We start from the raw sequence: 19914 nt of genomic DNA, 5'->3' as shown, positions 1-19914 counted from the left end.
CATGACGACATCGCTGTCCCGCACGCGGGGGGAGTCGGCGCACATCGCCGGCTCCCCTCGCCGCCCCCGCCGCGGCTGGAGCGCACTCCTCTACATCCTTCCGGCGTTCGTGTTCTACGGAACTTTCATCGTCGCGCCCTGGGTGCAGAGCATCTGGCTCTCGTTCTGGAACTGGGACGGCATCGGCGCGGCCACATGGGCCGGTGTCGAGAACTACGTCAAGGTCGTCACCGACGAGCGCCTGCTCACCGCGCTCCGCAACGGCCTCGGGTTCATCGTGTTCTACACGGTGTTCCCCGTCATCCTGGGCCTGATCATCGCCGCGGTGATCGCCGCCCGCCCTCGGCGCGGATCGGGACTGGTGCGGACCATCCTCTTCCTTCCGCAGATCCTTCCGCTCGTCGCCGTCGGCGTCATCTGGCGGTATCTCTATGCAGCCGACGGGCCCATCAACCAGGGCCTCACCGCGATCGGCCTCGGCGACGTGGCGCGTGCGTGGCTCGGCGACTTCACCTGGGCCTATCCCGCCGTCGGCGTGATCGGCACCTGGGTGACGACCGGGCTCTGCATGATGCTTCTGCTCGCCGGCATCCAGAAGATCGATCCCTCGCTCTACGAAGCCGCGCGCTTGGATCGCTGCGGACCGATCCGGCAGTTCTGGCACGTGACCGTGCCAGGCGTGCGGGCCGAGATCGTCGTCGCGGCCACGGTCACCCTCATCTCTGCGCTCGCGAGTTTCGACATCGTCTACGTCACCACCGGTGGAGGTCCCGGATACCAGACCATCGTCCCCGGCGTGCTCATCTACAAGCTCGTCTTCACGTCCAACGAGGTCGGTCTCGCGTGCGCGCTGGCCACCGTCCTCAGCGCGATCATCCTCGTCTTCGTCGCGCTCATCGGCCGAGCCGGAAGGCGCAACGCATGAGATCCCCCGCCTCCCGCATCCTTTCCGCGGCGTTCCTCCTGGTCGCGGCACTCAGCGTCGTGCTCCCTTTCCTCGCGCTGGTCTCGGCCGCTCTGCAGCCCGCCGACACTCTGGTCCCGCGGCTGACCTGGCCCACCGACCCGCAGTGGGGAAACTTCCTCACGGCGTGGAGCATGGCCGGCTTCGGATCCCTCCTCGCATCCAGCGCGATCATCGCCGTGGTGGTCGTGCCGATCGCGGTGATCTGCTCCACGCTCGCCGGCTACGCGATGGGGACGATGCGGATGCCCGCGAAGGGGGCGCTCTTCGCCTTCTTCATCGCCGGTCTCACCCTGCCCTACGAAGCGATCGTGATCCCGCTGTACTTCGCGATGAGGTCGACCGGACTCATCGACACCTATTGGGCGGTCATCCTGCCTCTGGTCGGCGCGTTCATGCCGTTCGGGATCTTCTGGATGCGGACGCACTTCGAGTCCGTGCCTGCCGAGATCATCGAGGCTGCGCAGCTCGACGGCGCCGGCCGCTTCCGCACGCTCGTGCAGATCCTCATCCCGGGGGCGCGGCCGGCCATCATCACGTACGCCCTGCTGACGTTCATGTGGGCCTGGAACCAGTTCCTGCTCGCGCTCATCCTGATCCGCGATCCTGCCCGCCGCACCGCGCCGTCGGGCCTGGGCACCTTCGTCCAGCAGTACGGCGAGAACATCCCGCTGCTGGCCGCCGGAACCCTCATCGTCATCCTGCCGATCGTCGTCCTCTACTTCATCTTCCAGCGCAAATTCGTCGCTGGGCTCGTTCAAGGAGCTCTCAAATGACCGCCGCCGTCCCCACCCGTCTCGCCATCATCGGCGCGGGCTCACGAGGAACCGGTTATGCGCGACGCGCGGTCGCCGAGGGTGCGCTGATCACCGCCGTCGTCGAACCGGACGAAGCGCGGCTGCGGGCATTCCTCGCGGAGCTCTCCGCGCAGCCCGTGATCGTCTACGACACGTGGCAGGAGATCGCCGCGCTGCCGGCGAGGATCGCGGACGCGGTCGTCATCTCGACTCCCGACCGGCTCCACGCCGAGCCGGCGATCGGCCTCGCTCACGCCGGATACCACCTGCTGCTGGAGAAGCCGATGGCTCCGACGGAGGAGGAATCGGCGCGCATCGTGGCGGCGGCTGAGGAGGCCGGAGTGATGCTCGCGGTCTGCCATGTGATGCGGTATTCGAGCTACTCGCAGACCCTCAAGAAGCTGCTCGATGAGGGGGCGATCGGCCGTCTGGTCTCGGTCGAGCACCTCGAGCCGATCGGCTGGTGGCATTTCGCCCACTCGTACGTGCGGGGCAACTGGGCTCGCGAGGAGGACTCCGGTCCGATGCTGCTCACCAAGAGCAGCCACGACATCGACTGGCTGTCGTACGTCGTGGGGCTTCCCGTCGAGCGGGTGTCGTCCTTCGGGAGCCTCCTGCACTTCCGGCCGGAGAGCAAGCCGGCCAACGCGACGGCACGCTGCCTGGATTGTCCGCTGCAGAACACCTGCGCCTACTCCGCGACGAAGATCTACCGAGGCTTCCTCGGCGATGAGACGTTCGAGCGCTGGCCACTCGCCGTGCTCACCACCGATGTCACGGCATCCGGCATCGATCGCGCTCTTCGGGACGGCCCATATGGCCGCTGCGTCTTCGACGGACAGAACGATGTCGTCGATCATCAGGTCGTGAACATCGAGTACCAGGGCGGCGTCACCGCATCCTTCACCGTCACGGCCTTCACGGAGCTGGACTTCCGCAAGACCCGTCTGTTCGGAACAGCCGGGAGCATCGAGGGGGATGGGCGCACGCTGGTGGTCCATGACTTCGTCGAGGACCGCAAGTACGACGTCGTTCCCGAATCGCGGGGCAACGCCAGCGCGGCCGACGGTCATGGCGGTGCGGATGATGCTCTCGTGCAGGCATTCCTTCACGCCGTGCGCACCGGGGACCGATCGGTCCTGCTGTCCGGGCCGGAGGAGAGCCTCGCGACCCATCGGGTCGTCTGGCTCGCCGAAGAGGCGCGGCGGACGAACGCCGTCGTGTCAGTGGCGCACGTGACCGGATGACCGCGCGGCAGCCCGGGCCTTACCGCGGCACCAGCGGAGCGCCTCCACCTCGTGGTCGCGCAGCCAGTGCCCGCCGCCGGGCACGAGGTGCATCTCCGCGTGCGGGATCAACTCGAGCCAGGCTTCGCCGTGCGACGCAGGAACGAGCACATCGGCACCGCCGTAAATGAGCCTTGTCGGCATCCGCACGTCGTCTGTGTCGAATGCCCACTCCCTGCTGAACAATGCGAGGTCGTCCTCCACCCAGCCGTCGATGCCGTGCACGGCCCACTCCGTCGCCTCGACCGCTTCCTCGTGTTGCACATCGGCACGGCCGAGCACCTCGCGATCGCTCTCGGGCAGTCGAGCCATCCAGTCGTTCAAGGCATCCGTGCCGGGGCCGAGCGATCCCAGATGCTCGCGCAGCGCGTTCTCGCCTCGGCGCGCGGCATCGATCTCGGCGACGGTCTCGTCCACCATCCGGCTCGCGGCGTCGAAGCCGAGTCGCGCGGGGCCGAGACCCACGTCGACGCAGAGCGCAGTCACCCGCTCCGGCAGAAGCGCGGCGGCTGCGACGGCGTGCGGCCCCCCACCCGATGTGCCCATCACCGCGAAAAGATCCGCACCGCAAGCGTCTGCGATGCGTGCGCTCCACTCCGCAGCATCGGCGACCGTTCGCCCCGGCAGCGAAGGTGAGCCGCCATAGCCTGGCCTGTCGTACGAGCACAGCCTGACGCCGGCCGCGGAAGGACCGCCCCAGCCGCCAGGAACGGCGATCGAACTGCTCGGCGTGCCGTGATGGAAGACGACGAGAGGGCCGTCGGGATCACCCCACTCGCGCACGCGGATCGAACCTGCCGCGGTGTGCAGCACGAACTGCTCATTCCAGGGCGCCGCGGTCATGCGAATTCCAGTACGTCGCGCGGCAGTGAAGAGAGGAATCGAGGACCGGCCTCCTCGAAGACGACGGTGTCGACGAGGATCAGCGACGTCCAGGACTCGAAGTTCGTCACGAGTCCCGCTTCGATGACGTCGTCTCGTTCATCGTCCATCCCCCAGGTGAATTCACCGACGAAGTCGGTGGGTGCGACGGAGAGCCCGAGTTCGTACGCGGCTGAGCCGGCACCTGGCGCCCCGCTGTCCGCGAAGTAGGAGCGAAGGGCGCCGATCAACTGTCCCCACGGTGCGCCGACCTTCCCGTACTGCAGGACCAGGTCGTACGCCCCGGCGGCGATGGCGACCTGACGCCGGCTCTCATCGGAGACCTCGTGGAACATCAGCGGTCGGGTGGCCCTGGCGTGGTATCCGTCGACCGACGAGGCCATGTCAGGATGCACGACCGGGCCGGAGCCGAGGGCTGTACGCCCGCTGAGTCGGTGCAAGGCGGAGACGGTGGCGCCTGCGGCCACCGTCTCGTGCAGCGCCGCCGGCTCCCCGCCCGCGCGCACCATGCCCAGCGAATAGATGCCCCACGCCTCGAGCTCGGTCGTCTGGGGAGTGGCCTCCGCCAGGATCGCGCGGATGCCGGCATCCGTCGCCGCCTGCGCCTGTTCGATCTTGCCGATCTCGGCGGAGCTCTTCAGGCGCCGGATGCCGCGGAACGGCAGCGTGACATCGACGATGCGGCATCCGAGACCCTCGAGCGTGGCGTCGACGACGTCGGCGACGGCGGGGCTCGGGATGCAGCTCCACCGTTCCATCCCCACCCGCGTGCCCGCCCATGGGCGTATCTGGTCGGCGAGGAAGGCGACATAGTCGGCGAGTGACGCCTCGTGCATCTCCGAGGACGTGGGGAGCGTGCGGACGTCGTCGAGCACAGTCCCGGTGCGAGCGAGCTCCTCGTGGTAGCCGGCATCGATGATGAACGGGCTTCCCTCCTCGACGTGCACGACGATGCACTGCGCCGGCGGCATCGACGTCGACGTGTGCTGGCGATACCAGCGGACGCGATAGCCGGTCAGCCACGCCATCGTGTCGGGGGCGGTGAGGATGGCGACCGTGACGTCGGCGTCTGCCATCGCTCGTCGCATGCGTCGAAGTCGGTCGGCGTACTCGTCGCGGGAGAAGGGGAGATCTGCGTCGTTGCTCACTCGACCATCGTCACCGCTCCGACGAGGATCGCGTCTGCGACACTCGTCGTATTTCTCGTCTCAGATTTCCACCGCTGTCGAAACCGCCGGAGTCCGCGATCGGATTGACTCTCGACAACCCGAAGCCGCATCGCGGCACCCCGTGCACCAATGGAGGCGCAATGACCGTCAGCAGCTCGACCAGCGCTCCACCGACAGCGCGTACGTTCTTCGGCCTGCCCCGGACGATGTATCCCGTGGCCGGCTTTGCGGGATTCGATGCCCTCGCCTACTACGGCATGCAGACGATCCTCGTGTACTACGTGTACTTCGCCAGCAGTGAGGGTGGACTCGAATTGTCCCCCTCGGTGGCGATCGCGATCGTGTCGACGTACAGCGCCTCGACCTTCCTCGCAACGATCTTCGCCGGCTGGTTGGCCGACAATGTGCTCGGCGCCGGCCGTGGGTTGCGATGGGGCGCGGTGCTCGCGTTCATCGGCTACCTCGTGCTCGCGCTCGTACCGGGTCATATCGGTCTGACGATCGGGCTCCTCGCGATCGCATTCGGGGCCGCGTCGATGTGGGTCAGCGAGGGCACGTTGCTGGGAGGAACGCTCAACACGCACGAGTCCAAGCGCGAGTCGGGCTTCACCATCTACTACCTGGGAAGCGCTGGCGGCGCTATGGTCGGCATCACTCTCACCGGCGTGCTGCAGACGGAGTACGGCTTCCGGATCGGGTTCCTCACGTCCGCGATCGCGATCCTGGTCGGTCTGCTCGTGTACCTGCCGTTCCGCCGCGGGACCGAGGCCACAGCCCCCGTCCTCGTGGGCCGCGGCGTTCACGGCTGGGCGCTCGCCTGGCCGATCCTCGGCGTCGTCATGGCTGTTGCGGTTGTCATCGGCACGGTGTCAGCCGGCTGGAACCCGGCGACGTTCGTCGGTATCGGAGCGCTCGTCGTCGCCGTCGGGGTGCTGGCCAAGCTGCTCACCCGCCACGACCTCGACCGCGAGCACAAGCGACGGGTGCTGCGCTATCTGCCTTTCTTCTGCGCGACGGGTGTATTCGCGATGCTCTATCAGCAGCTGTACACGACCGTGGCGATCCACTCCGAAGCGAGCACCGACCGGGTCATCTTCGGTGTCGAACTCCCTCCTTCGATGGTGCTCGGCATCGCGCCGCTGTGCACGATCATCGTCGCGCCGATCCTCGCAGCAGTCTGGGGAGCGCTGGGGGAGCGGCAGCCGTCGCTGCCTGTGAAGTTCGCCGTCGCGTTCGCCGGATGCGCGCTCGGGATGGGGTGGCTCGCCGCGGCCTCCGGAGTCGGCGGACTCACTCCGATCATCGTGCTCGTCTTCATCGTGTTCGTCTTCGGCGCCTCCGACGTCGTCGTCTCGCCATCCGGTATTTCCCTTGCCACAGCCGTCGCTCCCGAGGGATTCGAGACGCGCATGCTCTCGGTGCACTACCTCTCCGTCGCGATCGGCATCGCCGCGGCCGGCGTTGCCGGCGAAGGGTTCATCCCGGGAGAGAACGAGACCGGTTACTTCGCCGGCTTCGCCATCGTCGGCGCTGTCGTCGCCGTCGCCATGATCATCGTGCGGGTCGTCGTCGGTAGACGCCTGGTCACCACCGAGGAAAGAGAGGTCGTTCGATGACCACTGCAACGAACACCGTCAGGACCATCCGTGCCGGAGCAATCGCCGATGTGCTCACCGGAGAGGTGCTGACCGACCATGCCATCGTCCTCGAGGGTGAGCGCATCGCCGCCGTCGAGCCATGGTCCATCTCGCGGCACGGCGGTGACGACGTACTCGACCTGAGCGAGCACCTCGTCGCCCCAGGGCTGATTGATCTGCACACGCACCTCATCGGCGAGCTCGAACGAGGCAGCTACAGTCCATTCCTGACCGGCTCGCCGGCCCGCGACGCGCTCCTGGGAGTGCGCCACGCGCGTGCCACGCTGCGCGCGGGATTCACGACCGTTCGTGACGTCGGCAGTTTTCGCGCCTTCGTCGACTGCGACCTGCGTGACGCCATCGACTCCGGCATCTGCGAAGGTCCGCGCATGGTGTGCGCCGGCGCCTACGTCACCTGCTCGTCCGGCGGAGGCGAGATCACCGACCTCGCCGTCGACATCGAACTTCCGAAGTCCTACCGCTTCGGCGTGGCCGATTCGGTCGACGAGGTGCGCTCCGCGGTGCGTCGGATCGCGCACCGCGGAGCAGATGTGATCAAGGTCATCACCACCGGAGCCGTCTACGCCTCGGGCACGAACCCCGGTGCGCCCGAATACACCGAGGCCGAGCTGCGGGCCTGTGTCGAAGAGGCGGCTCTCTACGGTCTCTACGTCGCGGCCCACGCGCACGGTGAAGAGGGCGCGCTGCGGGCGATCCGCGCCGGTGCCCGGACCATCGAGCACGGCACCCTGCTCGGCGAGGCCGCCATGTCGGCGATGATCGAGCACGGCACCTATTACGTGCCGACCACCTATCTGCTGCAGTGGGTCGAGGAGCACGCCGAGCGGGAGAATCATCCGGCCGGCGTCCGGGCGAAGACGGCTGCGGTGGGTGCCTCGGCGCGTGCCGCCGTGCGGCTCGCCATCGAGGCCGGCGTGCGCATCGCGTACGGCACCGACGCGATCGTGTTCCCCCATGGCAGGAACGCCGGCCAGTTGGCGGAGTTCGTCGAGTGGGGAATGACTCCCATGCAGGCGCTGCAATCGGCGACGACCGTCGCGGCCGACTGCCTCGGGCGATCGGCCGACATCGGGGCGATCGCTCCCGGGCGGTACGCCGACCTCGTTGCGGTCCGTGGAGCGCACCTTGGGGCGATCGAGCGTTTCTGCGATGTTTCGGCAGTCGTGAAGGGTGGAGAGCTCGTCGTGTGACGGGTCCTCGTGCGGTCCGCGGCGTAGGATCAGAGGCGTCTCGCCGGTCAGGTAGCGGAGGCCCGATGTTCGACACCGTGCAGGAGACCGTCGATCGGCTCGCGATGTCGCTGCGCCGGTCCGTGGTGCTCGAAGATGCCGAGTTCGTGCTGCTCGCCAGTAGCGCTCACTACGGCGATCTCGACCCGGCGCGGCTGCAGACGTTGTCGGAGCGGCGCCCGACGGATGCCCTCGCCGCCGAGCTGCGCAACCGACGGCTGCACGCACAACGCGCGCCCCGTGTGATCGAGCCCGATCCCGCTTTCGGGATCGAGTACGCGCGACTCTCGATCACGCTGCGCTCGCGCTACGGCGTGCTCGGGTTTCTGTGGGTCACTCTCGTCGAGCCGCTCACCCCCGGCGAGGTCGTCCTCATCACGGAGACGGTCGAGACGCTGCGCGCCGTGCTGGTGAACATCTCACAGTCGATCGAAGCGGTGAACGCCGAGGTCGAATCCGAGATGCTCGGTCTGCTCACCTCTGATGCACCGAGCAGAGAAAATGCAGCGAACGAGCTCATCGAGCTCGGCATGTTCACGCGATCGCGTCGATTCGTGGCGCTCTGCCTCTCGCTGAATGCCGAGTGGGCGCCGTGGGGAGGGCCACCCCCACGCGAGGTGATCTCGCACGCGCTGCTGCGTGCGATCACCACCCCGATGATCGACGCCTACAGCTTCGTGCCGACCATGCCGGAGACGTTCATCCTGATCGGTTTCCGGAATGAGCCGACTCCGGAAGCGATCGGCAGTGTCGTTGCCGCGATCATTCGCGAGACGGACGCCTCCGACGCGCAGGAGCCGCTCGGCGCCGTCCTCGGCATCGGGGCGCCGGTCGACGAACTGGTCGCGTCGTGGGAGTCGTACGAGCAGGCGCTGATCGCGGTGCGCGTCGCGCGGTCGCGGGGCAGCCGATCGGCATCCTGGAGCGCCGACCCGATCGCCGCGTCGATTGCGACCCTCCTGGCGGACGAGCCGCCGGAGCACCTGCTCCCGGAGCCGCTTCGTCGTCTGGCCGAGGCCCCAGCCGAGACGATCGAGCTGTTCGAGGCGTACGTGACGCACGGCGGCCGGATCGCCGAGGTGGCAGATCGACTCGGCGTGCATCGGGCGACCGTGCACTATCGCCTGCGTCGCGCCGCTGCATCGATCGGTGTCGACATCGATGCCGACGACACGCGATTCGTGATCGGAGCATGGCTCCGGCAGCGATGGCTGCGGGGGTGACCGGCGCGATCTCGGCGGGGTTGGACGCCGCGTCGGCGACCCGTGCTTCGATGGAGTCATGGACACGGCGCGGCGGCTTCGGCAGGAGACCCAGGCGATCTGGGCCATGGTGCTGTGCTTCGCCGTTGGCACCGGCGCGGGGATGCTGCTGCTTCAGGGGGTTCCGCGTCCGCTGGCCGGGGACGGCTCCGTCGTGTTCCCCGCGGCAGGCGTCGCCGCGATCTGTGCGGCGACCGCGTTCGTGGCCAGCACCGTTCTGCACCGACGCGGTGAGACCGCGCCGATGCCGCGCTGGCAGGCGGTGATCTCCGACGTCTCTGCGATCGCGCTCACCATCGCGTTCGGCGCCGTCGCCGCGATGGGGGTGCTCCTCGCCGGCGAGATCCTCGGCGTCGGTCTGCAGGGGCTGGAGCTCTCCGCTCTCGGCGGCGGTCTGCTCACCGGTGCGGCGAGTGCGTTTGCCGGCCGATTCGCGTTCGACGCCGGGATCACCCTGCGCACCGGAGACCTCGCCGGTCTCCTCTTCGGATTCCTCATCATCGGCACGCTCTTCGCGATGCTCACCGCCACCGACCCGCGCTGGTGGGAGCGCAACTTCTCGCAGCTCGGCCTCGGGACCGGCTCCTGGGCCTTCAACGGCACGCTCGTCGTCGCCGGGCTCCTGGTGGCGACGGTCGGCTCGTACATCGGACGCGACCTGCATCGGCTGCGCGGTGATGCTCCACTGCCCCGCATCGGCGGAGTGGTCGCGCTCTGGGCGGCGACCGGGGTCGCGCTCGCCGCGGTCGGGCTGTTCCCGCTGCACGCGGCGCCCGTCGTGCACAACATCGTCGCGTTCGGCGCGCTGGTGCTGTTCGGGGCAGCCGCTGCATCCACCACGTTCGTGATCTCGAAGCCGCCGCGTGCTCTCGTGGTGACCACGATCGGGGTGGTCGCCCTCGTCGTGCTCGCGGTGCTGCTGTGGGTGTTCTTCGGGCTCTACTCGGTCACGGCATTGGAAGCGATCGTGATCGGGCTCGGCCTGGCGTGGATGACGACACTCGTGCGGATGCTCGCCATCGTCGTCCCGCCGGAATCTCGGCCGTCGCTGCGCGCCACGCTCCTGCGCGCCTGACCCGCTCGCGGCTCAGTCCGGCTGGTCGTCCGTCACGAAGGACAGCTGCACGGCATGGTGGCGCAGCAGGAACGCGCTCTCATCGAGCCCGCGGCGCCGCAGCCAGCTCGTCACCTCGCCGTTCGACTTGCTGGCGTTGCAGGAGCCGCACGCGGGGACCACGTTCGTCAACGTGTAGCGGCCGCCGCGTGAGATCGGCTGCACGCAATCCTTCTGCAGCGGAACGTCGCCGATGCCGCAGTACGCGCATCCGCCCCACTCCCGCCGCAGCGCGTCCCATTCCGCCGGCGTCAGGTCGTTGTCGGCTGCCGCCACCCGCCGGCGTCGCCGACGATCCACGCGGGCACGGCGGCTGCGACTGACGGGCATGAGGCCACCCTAGACGGATGCCGCCTCAGATCCGCGCCGAAGATAGGGCATCCGTCCGATGTCGGCAGGGGGCCTCAGAGCGGAATGTAGGGGTACAGCAAACCGTCAGGAGAACCTCATGTTCGAACACCCCTATCTCAGCCAACGTGCGACCGAGCTCGAACTCGAGCAGCTGGAGCGGGCGCTCGCACGCCGTCGCTTCATCCAGGAGCACGCCGACCAGGTCGTCCTCCGTCCTGAGGGCGTTCTGCGTCGGGCGATCCGCCGCGTGGTGGGCCGGGCACCGCGGGCGACCGCGGTGCCCGCATCGGCGACGACGCGGACGGCCCCGGATGTCGCCTCCCGCCGGGTGGCGTCGGATTCCGCATCCGCATCCGCATCGCGTCGTGCCGCGGTGCCGTGCGAGCCCGCTGCGGCCCGGTGATCCCTGCGGTGACGGTGAATGCCATGAAGACGGCCGCCTCGGACGCCCCTGATGTCCGTGGAGAGTGGGACGATGTCTTCATGCTCCCATCCGTCCCGATCGCGGCGATGGTCGGCCGCGACGCCGACCTCGCCCTGCTGCGCGGGATGTTCGAGCGCACCACCGAGGGTACGCCCGCCGCCGTGCTCGTCGAGGGCGAGGCGGGCATCGGCAAGTCCCGGCTGCTGCGCGAGTTCGGCGAAGAGATCGCCACCCGTGCCGACGTGCACGTCGGCTGGTGTCTCGATCTGGGATCGGCGCGCACGCCGTACGGCCCCCTCACCGGCATCCTGCGCTCGCTCGTCGCTCTGCTGGGCATTGAGCAGACGCGGGCGGCGGTCGGCGTCGGCGCCGAGGCGCTCGGGATGCTGTTGCCCGAACTCGTCGACGTTCCCACCGACCGTGCGCACACCAGCCCGGAGCGGCTGCGTGATGCGATCGCCACCCTCATCGAAGTGGCGGCAGAACGTGCGCCGCAGGTACTGATCGTCGAGGACGTGCACTGGGCGGATGACTCGACCCTGGCGATGCTGTCGTTCCTGCTGCGCACCCTCACCCGCGGGCGCATCCTGCTGGTGATCAGCTGCCGCAGCGATGACGTGCGCCGCGGCGACGCCGTGAGCGGCTTCATCGGCGAGGCGAGCAGAGCGCGACTGCTGGAGCGCGTCGCATTGAAGCGTCTCGATGAGGGCGCGGTGCGCCAGCTCGCGGAGCAACTCGTCGGACGGCCCCTCACCGAGGGCGCGCTGGAGCGGATGCAGGAGCGCGCCGAGGGTGTGCCGTTCTTCATCGAGGAGATCGCCTGCTGCGCGTCCGGTCCGTTGCCCGAGGGGCTTCGCGACCTTCTGCTCGGCCGCTTCGACCGACTCGGAGCCGATGCCCGGCGTGTGGTCCAGGTGACGTCGGGCTCCGAGCGGCCGCTGTCGCATTCGCTGCTCTCGCGGCTGGTCGACATCTCCGAGACTCAGCTCGACGATGCGCTGCGCGAGGCTGCGCGCAGCGGCATTCTCATCGTCGTCGACGACGGCTACCGCTTCCGGCATGCGCTGCTGCGCGAGGCCGTGCACGGCGATCTTCTCCCCGGTGAGCGTGCTCGGCTGCACCGCGCGTATGCGGAGATGCTCGAAGAGAACTGCGCGGGAACCGGCAGCGGCGATGCGGCCGCGCTCGCGTATCACTGGCAACTCGCGCAGGACGATCGGCGGACGCTCACGGCATCCGTCGCCGCGATGCTGCACGCCAAGACCCGCTATGCCTTCGCGAGCGCTGCCCGTTTCGGCGAGTTGGCGCTCGAACTCTGGCCGCGGGTTTCAGATGCGGCGGATGCGGCCGGCATCGAACGCATCCCGTTGCTCGCGCTGCTCGGCTCCGTGCTGCGCAACGCCGGCGACGGCGAGCGTGCGCTGGCGGTGGTGAACGTCGCCCTCGGCGAGATCGATCCGGCCGTGGTCGACCCCCGGACCCATGTGCGCCTGCTGCGCGACAAGGCGCTGTACCTGACCAATCTGGGCCGCCCTGGGCCGATCGAGTTGTTGAGCGAAGCCCTCGACGTGCTCGATGCCGGAGTCGATGACGATCGCCTGCGCGCCTCGATCCTGAACTACCTCGCCAGCCGGCACATGGTCGCAGGTCACCGGCAGAAGGCGATCGATTTCGCGGCGCGCGCACAGGAATTCGCCGAGCGCGCCGGTTCCGACACCGAGATCTCCGTTGCGGCCAACGTTCGCGGGGGGAGCCTGGTGCATCTCGGCGACCTCGTCGGTGGCTTCACCGCCTACGAGACCGCGCGGGTGCGCGCCGTGGAGTCGAACGCCGAGCTGCGCTACCGGGTGAACTTCTCGGACACGCTGACCCTGCTCGGTCGCTATCGCGAGGCGGTGCAGGTCGCGGAAGAGGGGTTCGGGCGCGCGCGCTCGCTCGGTGTCGAGCGCACGTCGGGGTCGATCCTCACGCAGAACATGGTGTCGCCGCTTCTCGAACTCGGATACATCGAGAGGGCGGAGCAGCTTCTCGCACGTGATCTGGAGAAGAGCACGCTGCGGGTGTTCCGCCTGTACACGACTATGTCGCAGGTGCGATTGCTCGCCTGGCGGGGGCGGTCCGAGGAAGCCGCCGAACTGCTGCGGGGACTGATGCCGGCGTTCGAGGAGACCGGACAGGTGGAGCGTCAGATCTGGTACGACGGTGTGGTCATGAAGGTGGCGGTGGCCGAGAGCAGTGGTGACCTCACCGGCGCTCTCGACGCGATTCTCGCGATGCTGAACGACGAGGGCCCGGTCCTTCTGCACCAGCGACGGTTGCTGCTCCAAGCCGGATGGATCATCGCCGCGCTGCGTGCCGACGGCGGTGTCGTCGCTCCCGCCGTCGACGCGGTCCGTGCGGCCTGGCAGGCTCAGCCCGAGCAGTTGCGCGCCGGGGCATGGTGGTCGATTCTCGACGCGTTGCTCGCGCCGACCGTTCCCGCCCTGCAGCACGCGGTGTCCGTCGCCGATGGCGACGACATGCCCGTCACTTTCCGGGTGATCACCCGGTTGGAGCTGGGACGGATGCTGGTCGACAGCGGCGACCGCGCGGCTGCCGCCGTCTTGCTCGCCGAAGCGTTGACCGTCGCCGAGAAGCTCGGCCACGTGCAGCTCCAGACCGCCGTCAGCACCTTCGCCGATGCCGCCGGACTGCGCGCGGATGCCAGTGCCGGCGGCGACTCCGGGGAGGCAGAGCACCTCACGGCGAGGGAGCGTCAGGTGCTCGCGCTCGTCGCCGAGGGGCTCAGCAACCGGCAGATCGGCGAACGTCTTTACATCAGTGTGAAGACCGTCAGCGTGCATGTGTCGGCTGTGCTTCGCAAACTCGGAGTCAGTACGCGCACCGAAGCGGCGCTGGCCGCGCGGCAGATCGACGCGGTCGAACTGGTGGCCCGTTGACCGTGGGGAGAACTGCCAGGTCCAATTCCGGGTGGGCATGGTACGGTGGGAACGTCCCTCCTACCGGAGGCATCATTCATCACCGGCCCGCGAACGCATTGTGCGACGTGTGTGGCCCTAATACCAGGATCCGAATCTCTGTGCCCCGATCGGTTCGGCACGGATCCCACCGAAAGCTTCTTCACTTGTCAAACGCAGTCGGCTGCGGTGCATGCGCACCCAGCCAAGAACTCCACTGGCGCGACGCCGACGTCGACGTCCGAGTGGCCACCAGTGCCGGCGAATACGCCGGCTACGTCGTCGTTGAATTCGACGGCGCCGCCGCTTTCGGCGCGCGCGGCCAGGACCTCGGTCATCACGACTCGGCGCACGACGCCGAGGCCGCCGTCGCGGCATCCGCCATCATCGGGCTCGTCGCAGCCCGTCCCGCCGGCGCTGAAGGACACGTCCTCAGCGCCCCCCATTCCGTGGCCTCTCTTCATGAGAGCGTCCCCGCACGTGCCCGCCGGAGGTTCCGGCGCGGCGCTCAAGGCCGTGCAAACGGCCCGATCAACAGAAAGAAGAAACACATGGCCACTGGCACTGTGAAATGGTTCAACTCGGAAAAGGGCTTCGGCTTCATCGCTCCCGATGACGGCTCGGACGATCTTTTCGCCCACTTCTCGGCTATCTCCGGCTCTGGCTTCAAGGAGCTTCGCGAGAACCAGAAGGTCGAATTCGACGCTGAGCGTGGCCCCAAGGGCATGCAGGCTGCGAACATTCGCCCGCTCTGAATGCGAGAACCGCTCCGAGTTTGATCTCTGAGCGCTTCAAGCCGGTCGCTGCCTTCGGGCGCGGCCGGCTTTTCGCATGTCCGGGCGCGGGCTCGCGGCATGGCGGGCGGGAACTGAGGCAACCCTAACCATCTGATAAGTTAGGACAGGCTTACCAAAGCCTCCGCGCATTCGCGCCTCCCCCCGTTCCATACTCGAAGGGAATGCCCGTGCGCACTTCTCGACTCATCGGCCTCGGCTCCGCCGTGGTCCTCTCTCTCGGCCTCGCGGCCTGCGCGACCGCACCGACCAGCGACTCTGCTGCAGGCTCCGGCAACCCGGCGTCCGCCGGTGCTTTCCCCGTGACCATCGAGCATGTCTACGGTGAGACCACCATCGCCGAGAAGCCCGAACGCATCGCGACCATCGCATGGGCGAACCACGAGGTGCCACTGGCGCTCGGCGTCGTGCCGGTCGGAATGGCCGAGGCCACGTGGGGCGATGACGACGGTGACGGCGTTCTGCCCTGGGTCGAAGACAAGCTCGAAGAGCTGGGTGCCGAGACCCCCGTCCTGTTCAACAACGACGACGGTCTCGACTACGAGGCGATCGCCGACACCCAGCCCGACGTCATCCTCGCCTCCTACTCCGGCCTGACGCAGGAGGAGTACGACCAGCTCACGAAGATCGCGCCGGTCGTCGCCTACCCCGAGGTCGCCTGGGGCACCTCGGTCGATGACATGATCACGATGAACTCCGAAGCGATCGGCCTCGCCGACGAGGGCGCGGCACTCATCGAGCAGCTGCACGCCGACGCGGAAGCGGCGATCGACGCGCACAGCGGCTTGAAGGACAAGAAGCTCCTGTTCTCCTACATCGATCCGACCGACCTCAGCCAGATCGGCTACTACACCGCGATCGACACGCGCCCCGGCTACCTGCACGGAATCGGCTTCCCGATGCCCTCGATCGTCGAGGTCAACGCTGACAGCGACCAGTTCTACCTGACGGTCAGCTCCGAAGAAGCCGAGCTGTTCGACGATGTCGACGTGTTCGTCACCTACGGCGACGAGTCGATCATCCCTTTGCTGCAGGCCGACCCGCTGCTGTCGAAGATCCCCGCGATCGCTGAAGGGCGCATCGCCGTGCTCGGCGACGCCACACCGCTCGCCGCGTCGGCCAACCCGTCGCCGCTGTCGATCCCGTGGGGCCTTGACGACTACTTCGCCGTCCTCGAGGCACCTCTCCTCGCGGCGGAGTGACCACCGCGACTCGGATCCTCACGCCGGGCGCCGCTGCACTGCGGCGCCCGGCGCTGGTGCGTACCCTCTGGCTGCTCGCCGGGGTCGGAGTCATCCTCGTCCTCAGCATCCTCTCCATCTCCTTCGGGACGCGATCCGTGAGCGCCGGTGACATCGCCGCCGCGCTGACGGGTCATGACGACACCGTCGCGCAGGCGGCGGTCATCAAACGGATCCCGCGCACGGTCCTGGCCATCGCGATCGGGGCGGCGCTCGCGCTCTCCGGGGCGACCATGCAGGCCGTCACCCGCAACCCGATCGCCGACCCCGGCATCCTCGGTGTCTCCAACGGCGCCTCTCTCGCCGTCGTCATCGGCATCGCGTTCTTCGGACTCTCGAGCCAGTACGGCTACATGATCGTGGCGATCGTCGGCGCGGCCATCGCGGCGACCTTCGTCTACGCGGTCGGCGCCCTCGGCCGCGGCGGGGCGACGCCTCTCAAGCTGGCTCTCGCCGGGGCGGCGACATCCGCCGCCCTCGGTTCGCTCATCAGCGCCATCATGCTCCCGCGGGTCGATCTGCTTCAGGTGTTCCAGTCCTGGCAGATCGGCGGCGTCGGCGGCGCGGACTGGACACGCCTCGCCATCACCGCGCCCGTGCTCGCCCTCGGTGCTCTCATCTGCTTCGCGTGTGCACGCGGCATGAACTCGCTCGCCCTCGGTGACGACCTCGCCGCCGGCCTCGGTGAGCACGTCTTCCGCACCCGCCTCGTCTCCGCCCTCGGCGCGGTGATCCTCGCCGGAGCCGCGACGGCCATCGCCGGACCCATCGGCTTCGTCGGCCTGGTCGTTCCGCACATCTGCCGGATGCTCATCGGCACCGACCACCGGTGGTTGCTGCCCTTCTCCGCTCTCGCCGGCTCGGCGCTGCTCGTCGCCAGCGATGTCATCGGACGCGTCATCGCTCCTTCCTCCGAAGAGATCCAGGTCGGCATCATCACCGCGGTGATCGGCGCTCCGTTCTTCATCTGGATCGTCCGGCGCCAGAAGGTGCGCGAGCTGTGACCGCCGCGATCATCGCCGGGCGCCGTGCCCGCCACCGCCGCCACGCCACTGCCAGCGTGGTGCTCGGCACACTGCTTCTCGTCCTCGCAGCGGTGGCGCTCATGGTCGGCAACACGTTCTACGGGCCTGGCGAAGTGATCCGTGTCATCCTCGGCGAGACGGTGCCTGGAGCTTCCTACTCCGTCGGTGAACTGCGCCTTCCGCGCACTGTGCTCGCCGTGCTCGCGGGCGCCTGCTTCGGCATCGCGGGCGTCGCGTTCCAGACCCTGCTGCGCAATCCGCTGGCATCCCCCGACATCATCGGCATCGCCGAAGGCGCCAGCGCCGCGGCGGTGGTCGGCATCGTGGTGCTCTCGGTCAGCGGCCCGCTCGTGTCGGTGATGGCACTGGCCGGTGCCCTCCTCACGGCGATCGCGATCTACCTGCTCTCCAACAAGGGCGGGTTCGCGGGCACCAGGCTGATCCTCATCGGGATCGGCGTCGCGGCGATGCTGCAGAGCATCGTCTCGTACGTGCTCTCGCGCGCCGCCCAATGGGACATTCAGACGGCGATGCTGTGGTTGACCGGCAGCCTCAACAGTGCTTCCTGGGATCGCATCGCCCCGCTCGCCATCGCGTGCCTGGTGATCCTGCCGTTGATGTTCTCCCAGGGGAGGGCGCTGGGGATGCTGCAACTCGGCGACGATTCCGCTGCCGGGCTCGGTCTGCGGGTGAACGGCACTCGACTGCTGTTCATCTTGGGCGCCGTCGCGCTCCTCGCCTTCGCGACGGCGGCGACCGGCCCGATCGCGTTCGTCGCGTTCATGGCCGGACCCATTGCAGCGCGCATCACGGGACCGGGTGCGAACCTCCTGCTGCCGTCGGCGCTCGTCGGTGCCGCCCTGGTGCTCGCCGGCGATCTGATCGGTCAGAACCTGTTCGACGCGCGCTACCCCGTCGGCGTCATCACCGGCGTCCTCGGCGCCCCGTATCTCATCTACCTCCTCATCCGCACCAACCGCTCGGGAGGCTCGCTATGACGCAGCCGCACACACTCTCCGCCGAGGGGGTCACCCTCGCCTATGGCGATCGGACCGTCATCGACGCGCTCGACCTGGCGATCGCGCCGGGCAAGATCACCACGATCGTCGGAGCGAACGGATGCGGCAAGTCGACGCTGCTGCGATCGCTGGCGCGCCTGCAGTCGCCGAGCGCGGGTCACGTGATTCTCGACGGCAAGTCCGTGCACGCCCGCCCGTCGAAGGAAGTCGCCAGGATCCTAGGTCTCCTACCGCAATCGCCGATCGCGCCCGAGGGCATCGCCGTCGCCGATCTGGTCGGCCGGGGGCGGCATCCGCACCAGAAGGTGCTCTCGCGCTGGAGCATGCACGACTACGAGATCGTGGCCGACGCGCTCGCGGCCACCGGCACCGCCGACCTCGCCGACCGCAGTGTCGACGAGCTCTCCGGCGGACAGCGCCAGCGCGTCTGGATCGCGATGGCCCTGGCGCAGGAGACCGATATTCTCCTGCTCGACGAGCCGACCACCTTTCTCGATGTCGCGCATCAGGTCGAGGTGCTCGACCTGCTCACCGATCTCAGCGTCTCGCGCGGCACCACGATCGTCATGGTGCTGCACGACCTCAATCTCGCCGCGCGATACGCGGACGAGCTCGTCGCGATGAAGGACGGCCGGGTCCACGCGGTCGGCGCACCACACGACGTCCTCACCAGTGCGCTCGTCGAAGAGGTCTTCGGCCTGGCGAATCAGATCACCACAGACCCGGTTTCCGGAAAGCCGCTGGTCACACCAATCGGGAGGCACCATGTCCGCTGAGGCAACCACGCGCACGCGTCCGTCGTACATCCTCGCTCGCGCCGAGGTGCGCGCCGTCGAGCGGGTCTCGCCGAACTTCGTGCGGATCACGTTCGGCGGCGATGAGCTCCACGAGTTCGGCATGCCGGGGGAGATGTTCGACGTCAGGATCAAGATCATCTTCCCGCCGGCATCCGGCATCCTCCCGCCGCTCGACCGCACGGACGACGATTGGTGGGGCGCGTATCTGGCAGTGCCGGAGGACGAGCGCGGGTCGATGCGCACGTATTCCGTGCGGGAACTGCGAGTCTCGGACGCCGGCACCGAGGTGGTCGTCGATTTCGTGCTGCACCTGCAGCCCGGGCTCACCGGTCCGGCATCGAGCTGGGCGAGCACCGCGGCCGTGGGCGACGCGCTGATGATCGTCGGCCCGCGGCGCGGACGCGAGGACCGAGGCGGCATCGAGTACGACCCCGGCGCCGCGCGGTCCGTCGTGCTCGCCGGCGATGAGACGGCCGCTCCCGCGATCGCCCGCGTCCTGGAGGATGCCCCACGAGATCTTCGCGGCATCGCGTTCATCGAGGTGCCGCTGGCCGAGGACATCCTGCAGATCGATGCCCCGGCTGGCGTCGAGGTGCACTGGTTGCCCCGCGGCGACGCGCTGCACGGGCTGCGGCTGATCCCGACGGTGCTCGACTATCTCGGCGATTCCGATGCCAGCGCCGAGATCACCGTGAAGGACATCGAAGGTGAAGATCTGGTGTGGGAGACGCCGGACTACTCCGGCCTCGGTGAGGAGATCGCCTCCGGCGATGGCCCGGCCGAGCGCTACTTCTGGATCGCCGGAGAGAGCGGAGTCGTGACAACGCTGCGTCGCCACCTCGTCAAGGATCTCGGTATCGACCGGTCACAGGTCGCGTTCATGGGCTACTGGCGCCGCGGCGTCGCGATGCGGGGCTGAGGGGCCGCCTTGACGCCCAGTAGGCT

The 19914-nt window shown here is 68.4% G+C and carries 18 protein-coding genes; 15 read left to right on the top strand and 3 right to left on the bottom strand.

The genetic code is table 11. The features are described 5' to 3' along the window. Position 1: 1 nt before the first annotated feature. From MRBLWO13_RS02985 to MRBLWO13_RS02975, 3 genes are read left to right on the top strand one after another with little or no spacing between them, the layout of a single operon-like run. Complete coding sequence (locus MRBLWO13_RS02985) at positions 2-925, top strand: sugar ABC transporter permease (protein ID WP_341976302.1); 924 nt, start codon at positions 2-4, stop codon at positions 923-925. Then, positions 922-1740 carry a carbohydrate ABC transporter permease gene (locus MRBLWO13_RS02980; protein WP_341976301.1) on the top strand — a complete coding sequence of 273 codons (819 nt, stop codon included), beginning with the start codon at positions 922-924 and terminating at the stop codon, positions 1738-1740. Before MRBLWO13_RS02985 ends, MRBLWO13_RS02980 begins: the two co-directional genes overlap by 4 nt. Next, positions 1737-3008, top strand: a complete 1272-nt coding sequence (locus MRBLWO13_RS02975) for a Gfo/Idh/MocA family oxidoreductase (protein WP_341976300.1) — start codon at positions 1737-1739, stop codon at positions 3006-3008. The genes MRBLWO13_RS02980 and MRBLWO13_RS02975 overlap by 4 nt, the downstream gene beginning before the upstream one ends. Here the strand turns inward: MRBLWO13_RS02975 and MRBLWO13_RS02970 are convergent. Together MRBLWO13_RS02970 and MRBLWO13_RS02965 are read right to left on the bottom strand one after the other, a co-directional pair. Next, positions 2985-3890, bottom strand: a complete 906-nt coding sequence (locus MRBLWO13_RS02970; protein WP_341976299.1) for an alpha/beta hydrolase — start codon at positions 3888-3890, stop codon at positions 2985-2987. The two genes, MRBLWO13_RS02975 and MRBLWO13_RS02970, sit on opposite strands and share 24 nt — an antisense overlap. Next, positions 3887-5077, bottom strand: coding sequence for an aminopeptidase P family protein (locus MRBLWO13_RS02965; RefSeq protein WP_341976298.1), 1191 nt, complete (start codon positions 5075-5077; stop codon positions 3887-3889). The genes MRBLWO13_RS02970 and MRBLWO13_RS02965 overlap by 4 nt, the downstream gene beginning before the upstream one ends. A 161-nt stretch (positions 5078-5238) precedes the next feature. On the opposite strand from MRBLWO13_RS02965, the gene MRBLWO13_RS02960 reads away from it, so the two are divergent. The 4 genes from MRBLWO13_RS02960 to MRBLWO13_RS02945 all read left to right on the top strand — a co-directional run bounded on the left by MRBLWO13_RS02960 (position 5239) and on the right by MRBLWO13_RS02945 (position 10322). Then, positions 5239-6714 (top strand): oligopeptide:H+ symporter, encoded by a 1476-nt coding sequence (locus MRBLWO13_RS02960; RefSeq protein ID WP_341976297.1) that lies wholly within the window; start codon positions 5239-5241, stop codon positions 6712-6714. After that, positions 6711-7946, top strand: coding sequence for an amidohydrolase family protein (locus MRBLWO13_RS02955; RefSeq protein WP_341976296.1), 1236 nt, complete (start codon positions 6711-6713; stop codon positions 7944-7946). Before MRBLWO13_RS02960 ends, MRBLWO13_RS02955 begins: the two co-directional genes overlap by 4 nt. Before the next feature lie 65 nt (positions 7947-8011). Further along, on the top strand, positions 8012-9208 hold the full coding sequence (locus MRBLWO13_RS02950) for a helix-turn-helix domain-containing protein (RefSeq protein WP_341976295.1): 1197 nt from the start codon (positions 8012-8014) through the stop codon (positions 9206-9208). 58 nt (positions 9209-9266) lie between these two features. Then, positions 9267-10322, top strand: coding sequence for a DUF998 domain-containing protein (locus MRBLWO13_RS02945; RefSeq protein WP_341976294.1), 1056 nt, complete (start codon positions 9267-9269; stop codon positions 10320-10322). Between the two features lie 12 nt (positions 10323-10334). On the opposite strand, the gene MRBLWO13_RS02940 is transcribed toward MRBLWO13_RS02945, so the two are convergent. Continuing rightward, the gene (locus MRBLWO13_RS02940; RefSeq protein ID WP_341976293.1) at positions 10335-10691 is read right to left on the bottom strand and encodes an HNH endonuclease signature motif containing protein; all 357 of its coding nucleotides are present in this window, start codon (positions 10689-10691) and stop codon (positions 10335-10337) included. 118 nt (positions 10692-10809) lie between these two features. On the opposite strand from MRBLWO13_RS02940, the gene MRBLWO13_RS02935 reads away from it, so the two are divergent. From MRBLWO13_RS02935 to MRBLWO13_RS02900, 8 genes are all read left to right on the top strand, one after another. After that, a complete protein-coding gene (locus MRBLWO13_RS02935; RefSeq protein ID WP_341976292.1) occupies positions 10810-11115 on the top strand; it encodes a hypothetical protein in 306 nt (101 codons plus the stop codon). A gap of 23 nt (positions 11116-11138) precedes the next feature. Next, positions 11139-14075, top strand: coding sequence for an AAA family ATPase (locus tag MRBLWO13_RS02930; RefSeq protein ID WP_341976291.1), 2937 nt, complete (start codon positions 11139-11141; stop codon positions 14073-14075). A gap of 569 nt (positions 14076-14644) precedes the next feature. Beyond that, positions 14645-14848, top strand: a complete 204-nt coding sequence (locus MRBLWO13_RS02925) for a cold-shock protein (protein WP_102193879.1) — start codon at positions 14645-14647, stop codon at positions 14846-14848. Between the two features lie 209 nt (positions 14849-15057). After that, positions 15058-16089: an iron-siderophore ABC transporter substrate-binding protein gene (locus MRBLWO13_RS02920; RefSeq protein WP_341976290.1), complete on the top strand. Its 1032-nt coding sequence runs from the start codon at positions 15058-15060 to the stop codon at positions 16087-16089. Further along, positions 16086-17132 (top strand): iron ABC transporter permease, encoded by a 1047-nt coding sequence (locus MRBLWO13_RS02915; RefSeq protein ID WP_341976289.1) that lies wholly within the window; start codon positions 16086-16088, stop codon positions 17130-17132. The genes MRBLWO13_RS02920 and MRBLWO13_RS02915 overlap by 4 nt, the downstream gene beginning before the upstream one ends. Continuing rightward, positions 17129-18151 (top strand): iron chelate uptake ABC transporter family permease subunit, encoded by a 1023-nt coding sequence (locus tag MRBLWO13_RS02910; protein WP_341976288.1) that lies wholly within the window; start codon positions 17129-17131, stop codon positions 18149-18151. The genes MRBLWO13_RS02915 and MRBLWO13_RS02910 overlap by 4 nt, the downstream gene beginning before the upstream one ends. Continuing rightward, positions 18148-18948 carry an ABC transporter ATP-binding protein gene (locus tag MRBLWO13_RS02905; RefSeq protein WP_341976287.1) on the top strand — a complete coding sequence of 267 codons (801 nt, stop codon included), beginning with the start codon at positions 18148-18150 and terminating at the stop codon, positions 18946-18948. The genes MRBLWO13_RS02910 and MRBLWO13_RS02905 overlap by 4 nt, the downstream gene beginning before the upstream one ends. After that, a complete protein-coding gene (locus MRBLWO13_RS02900) occupies positions 18938-19888 on the top strand; it encodes a siderophore-interacting protein (protein ID WP_341976286.1) in 951 nt (316 codons plus the stop codon). The genes MRBLWO13_RS02905 and MRBLWO13_RS02900 overlap by 11 nt, the downstream gene beginning before the upstream one ends. The last annotated feature ends 26 nt before the right edge of the window (positions 19889-19914 follow it).

It is taken from the genome of Microbacterium sp. LWO13-1.2, assembly GCF_038397725.1.
Taxonomy (GTDB): Bacteria; Actinomycetota; Actinomycetes; order Actinomycetales; family Microbacteriaceae; genus Microbacterium.
This window is presented reverse-complemented; position numbering and strand designations above follow the sequence as displayed.

Bases quoted from the DNA above. Each gene is read 5' to 3' on its own strand.
- MRBLWO13_RS02935 (WP_341976292.1), top strand. From the start codon at position 10,810: ATGTTCGAACACCCCTATCTCAGCCAACGTGCGACCGAGCTCGAACTC.
- MRBLWO13_RS02960 (WP_341976297.1), top strand. From the start codon at position 5,239: ATGACCGTCAGCAGCTCGACCAGCGCTCCACCGACAGCGCGTACGTTC.
- MRBLWO13_RS02955 (WP_341976296.1), top strand. From the start codon at position 6,711: ATGACCACTGCAACGAACACCGTCAGGACCATCCGTGCCGGAGCAATC.
- MRBLWO13_RS02985 (WP_341976302.1), top strand. From the start codon at position 2: ATGACGACATCGCTGTCCCGCACGCGGGGGGAGTCGGCGCACATCGCC.
- MRBLWO13_RS02925 (WP_102193879.1), top strand. From the start codon at position 14,645: ATGGCCACTGGCACTGTGAAATGGTTCAACTCGGAAAAGGGCTTCGGC.
- MRBLWO13_RS02975 (WP_341976300.1), top strand. From the start codon at position 1,737: ATGACCGCCGCCGTCCCCACCCGTCTCGCCATCATCGGCGCGGGCTCA.
- MRBLWO13_RS02945 (WP_341976294.1), top strand. From the start codon at position 9,267: ATGGACACGGCGCGGCGGCTTCGGCAGGAGACCCAGGCGATCTGGGCC.
- MRBLWO13_RS02970 (WP_341976299.1), bottom strand. From the start codon at position 3,890: ATGACCGCGGCGCCCTGGAATGAGCAGTTCGTGCTGCACACCGCGGCA.
- MRBLWO13_RS02900 (WP_341976286.1), top strand. From the start codon at position 18,938: ATGTCCGCTGAGGCAACCACGCGCACGCGTCCGTCGTACATCCTCGCT.
- MRBLWO13_RS02950 (WP_341976295.1), top strand. From the start codon at position 8,012: ATGTTCGACACCGTGCAGGAGACCGTCGATCGGCTCGCGATGTCGCTG.
- MRBLWO13_RS02940 (WP_341976293.1), bottom strand. From the start codon at position 10,691: ATGCCCGTCAGTCGCAGCCGCCGTGCCCGCGTGGATCGTCGGCGACGC.
- MRBLWO13_RS02905 (WP_341976287.1), top strand. From the start codon at position 18,148: ATGACGCAGCCGCACACACTCTCCGCCGAGGGGGTCACCCTCGCCTAT.
- MRBLWO13_RS02980 (WP_341976301.1), top strand. From the start codon at position 922: ATGAGATCCCCCGCCTCCCGCATCCTTTCCGCGGCGTTCCTCCTGGTC.
- MRBLWO13_RS02930 (WP_341976291.1), top strand. From the start codon at position 11,139: ATGAAGACGGCCGCCTCGGACGCCCCTGATGTCCGTGGAGAGTGGGAC.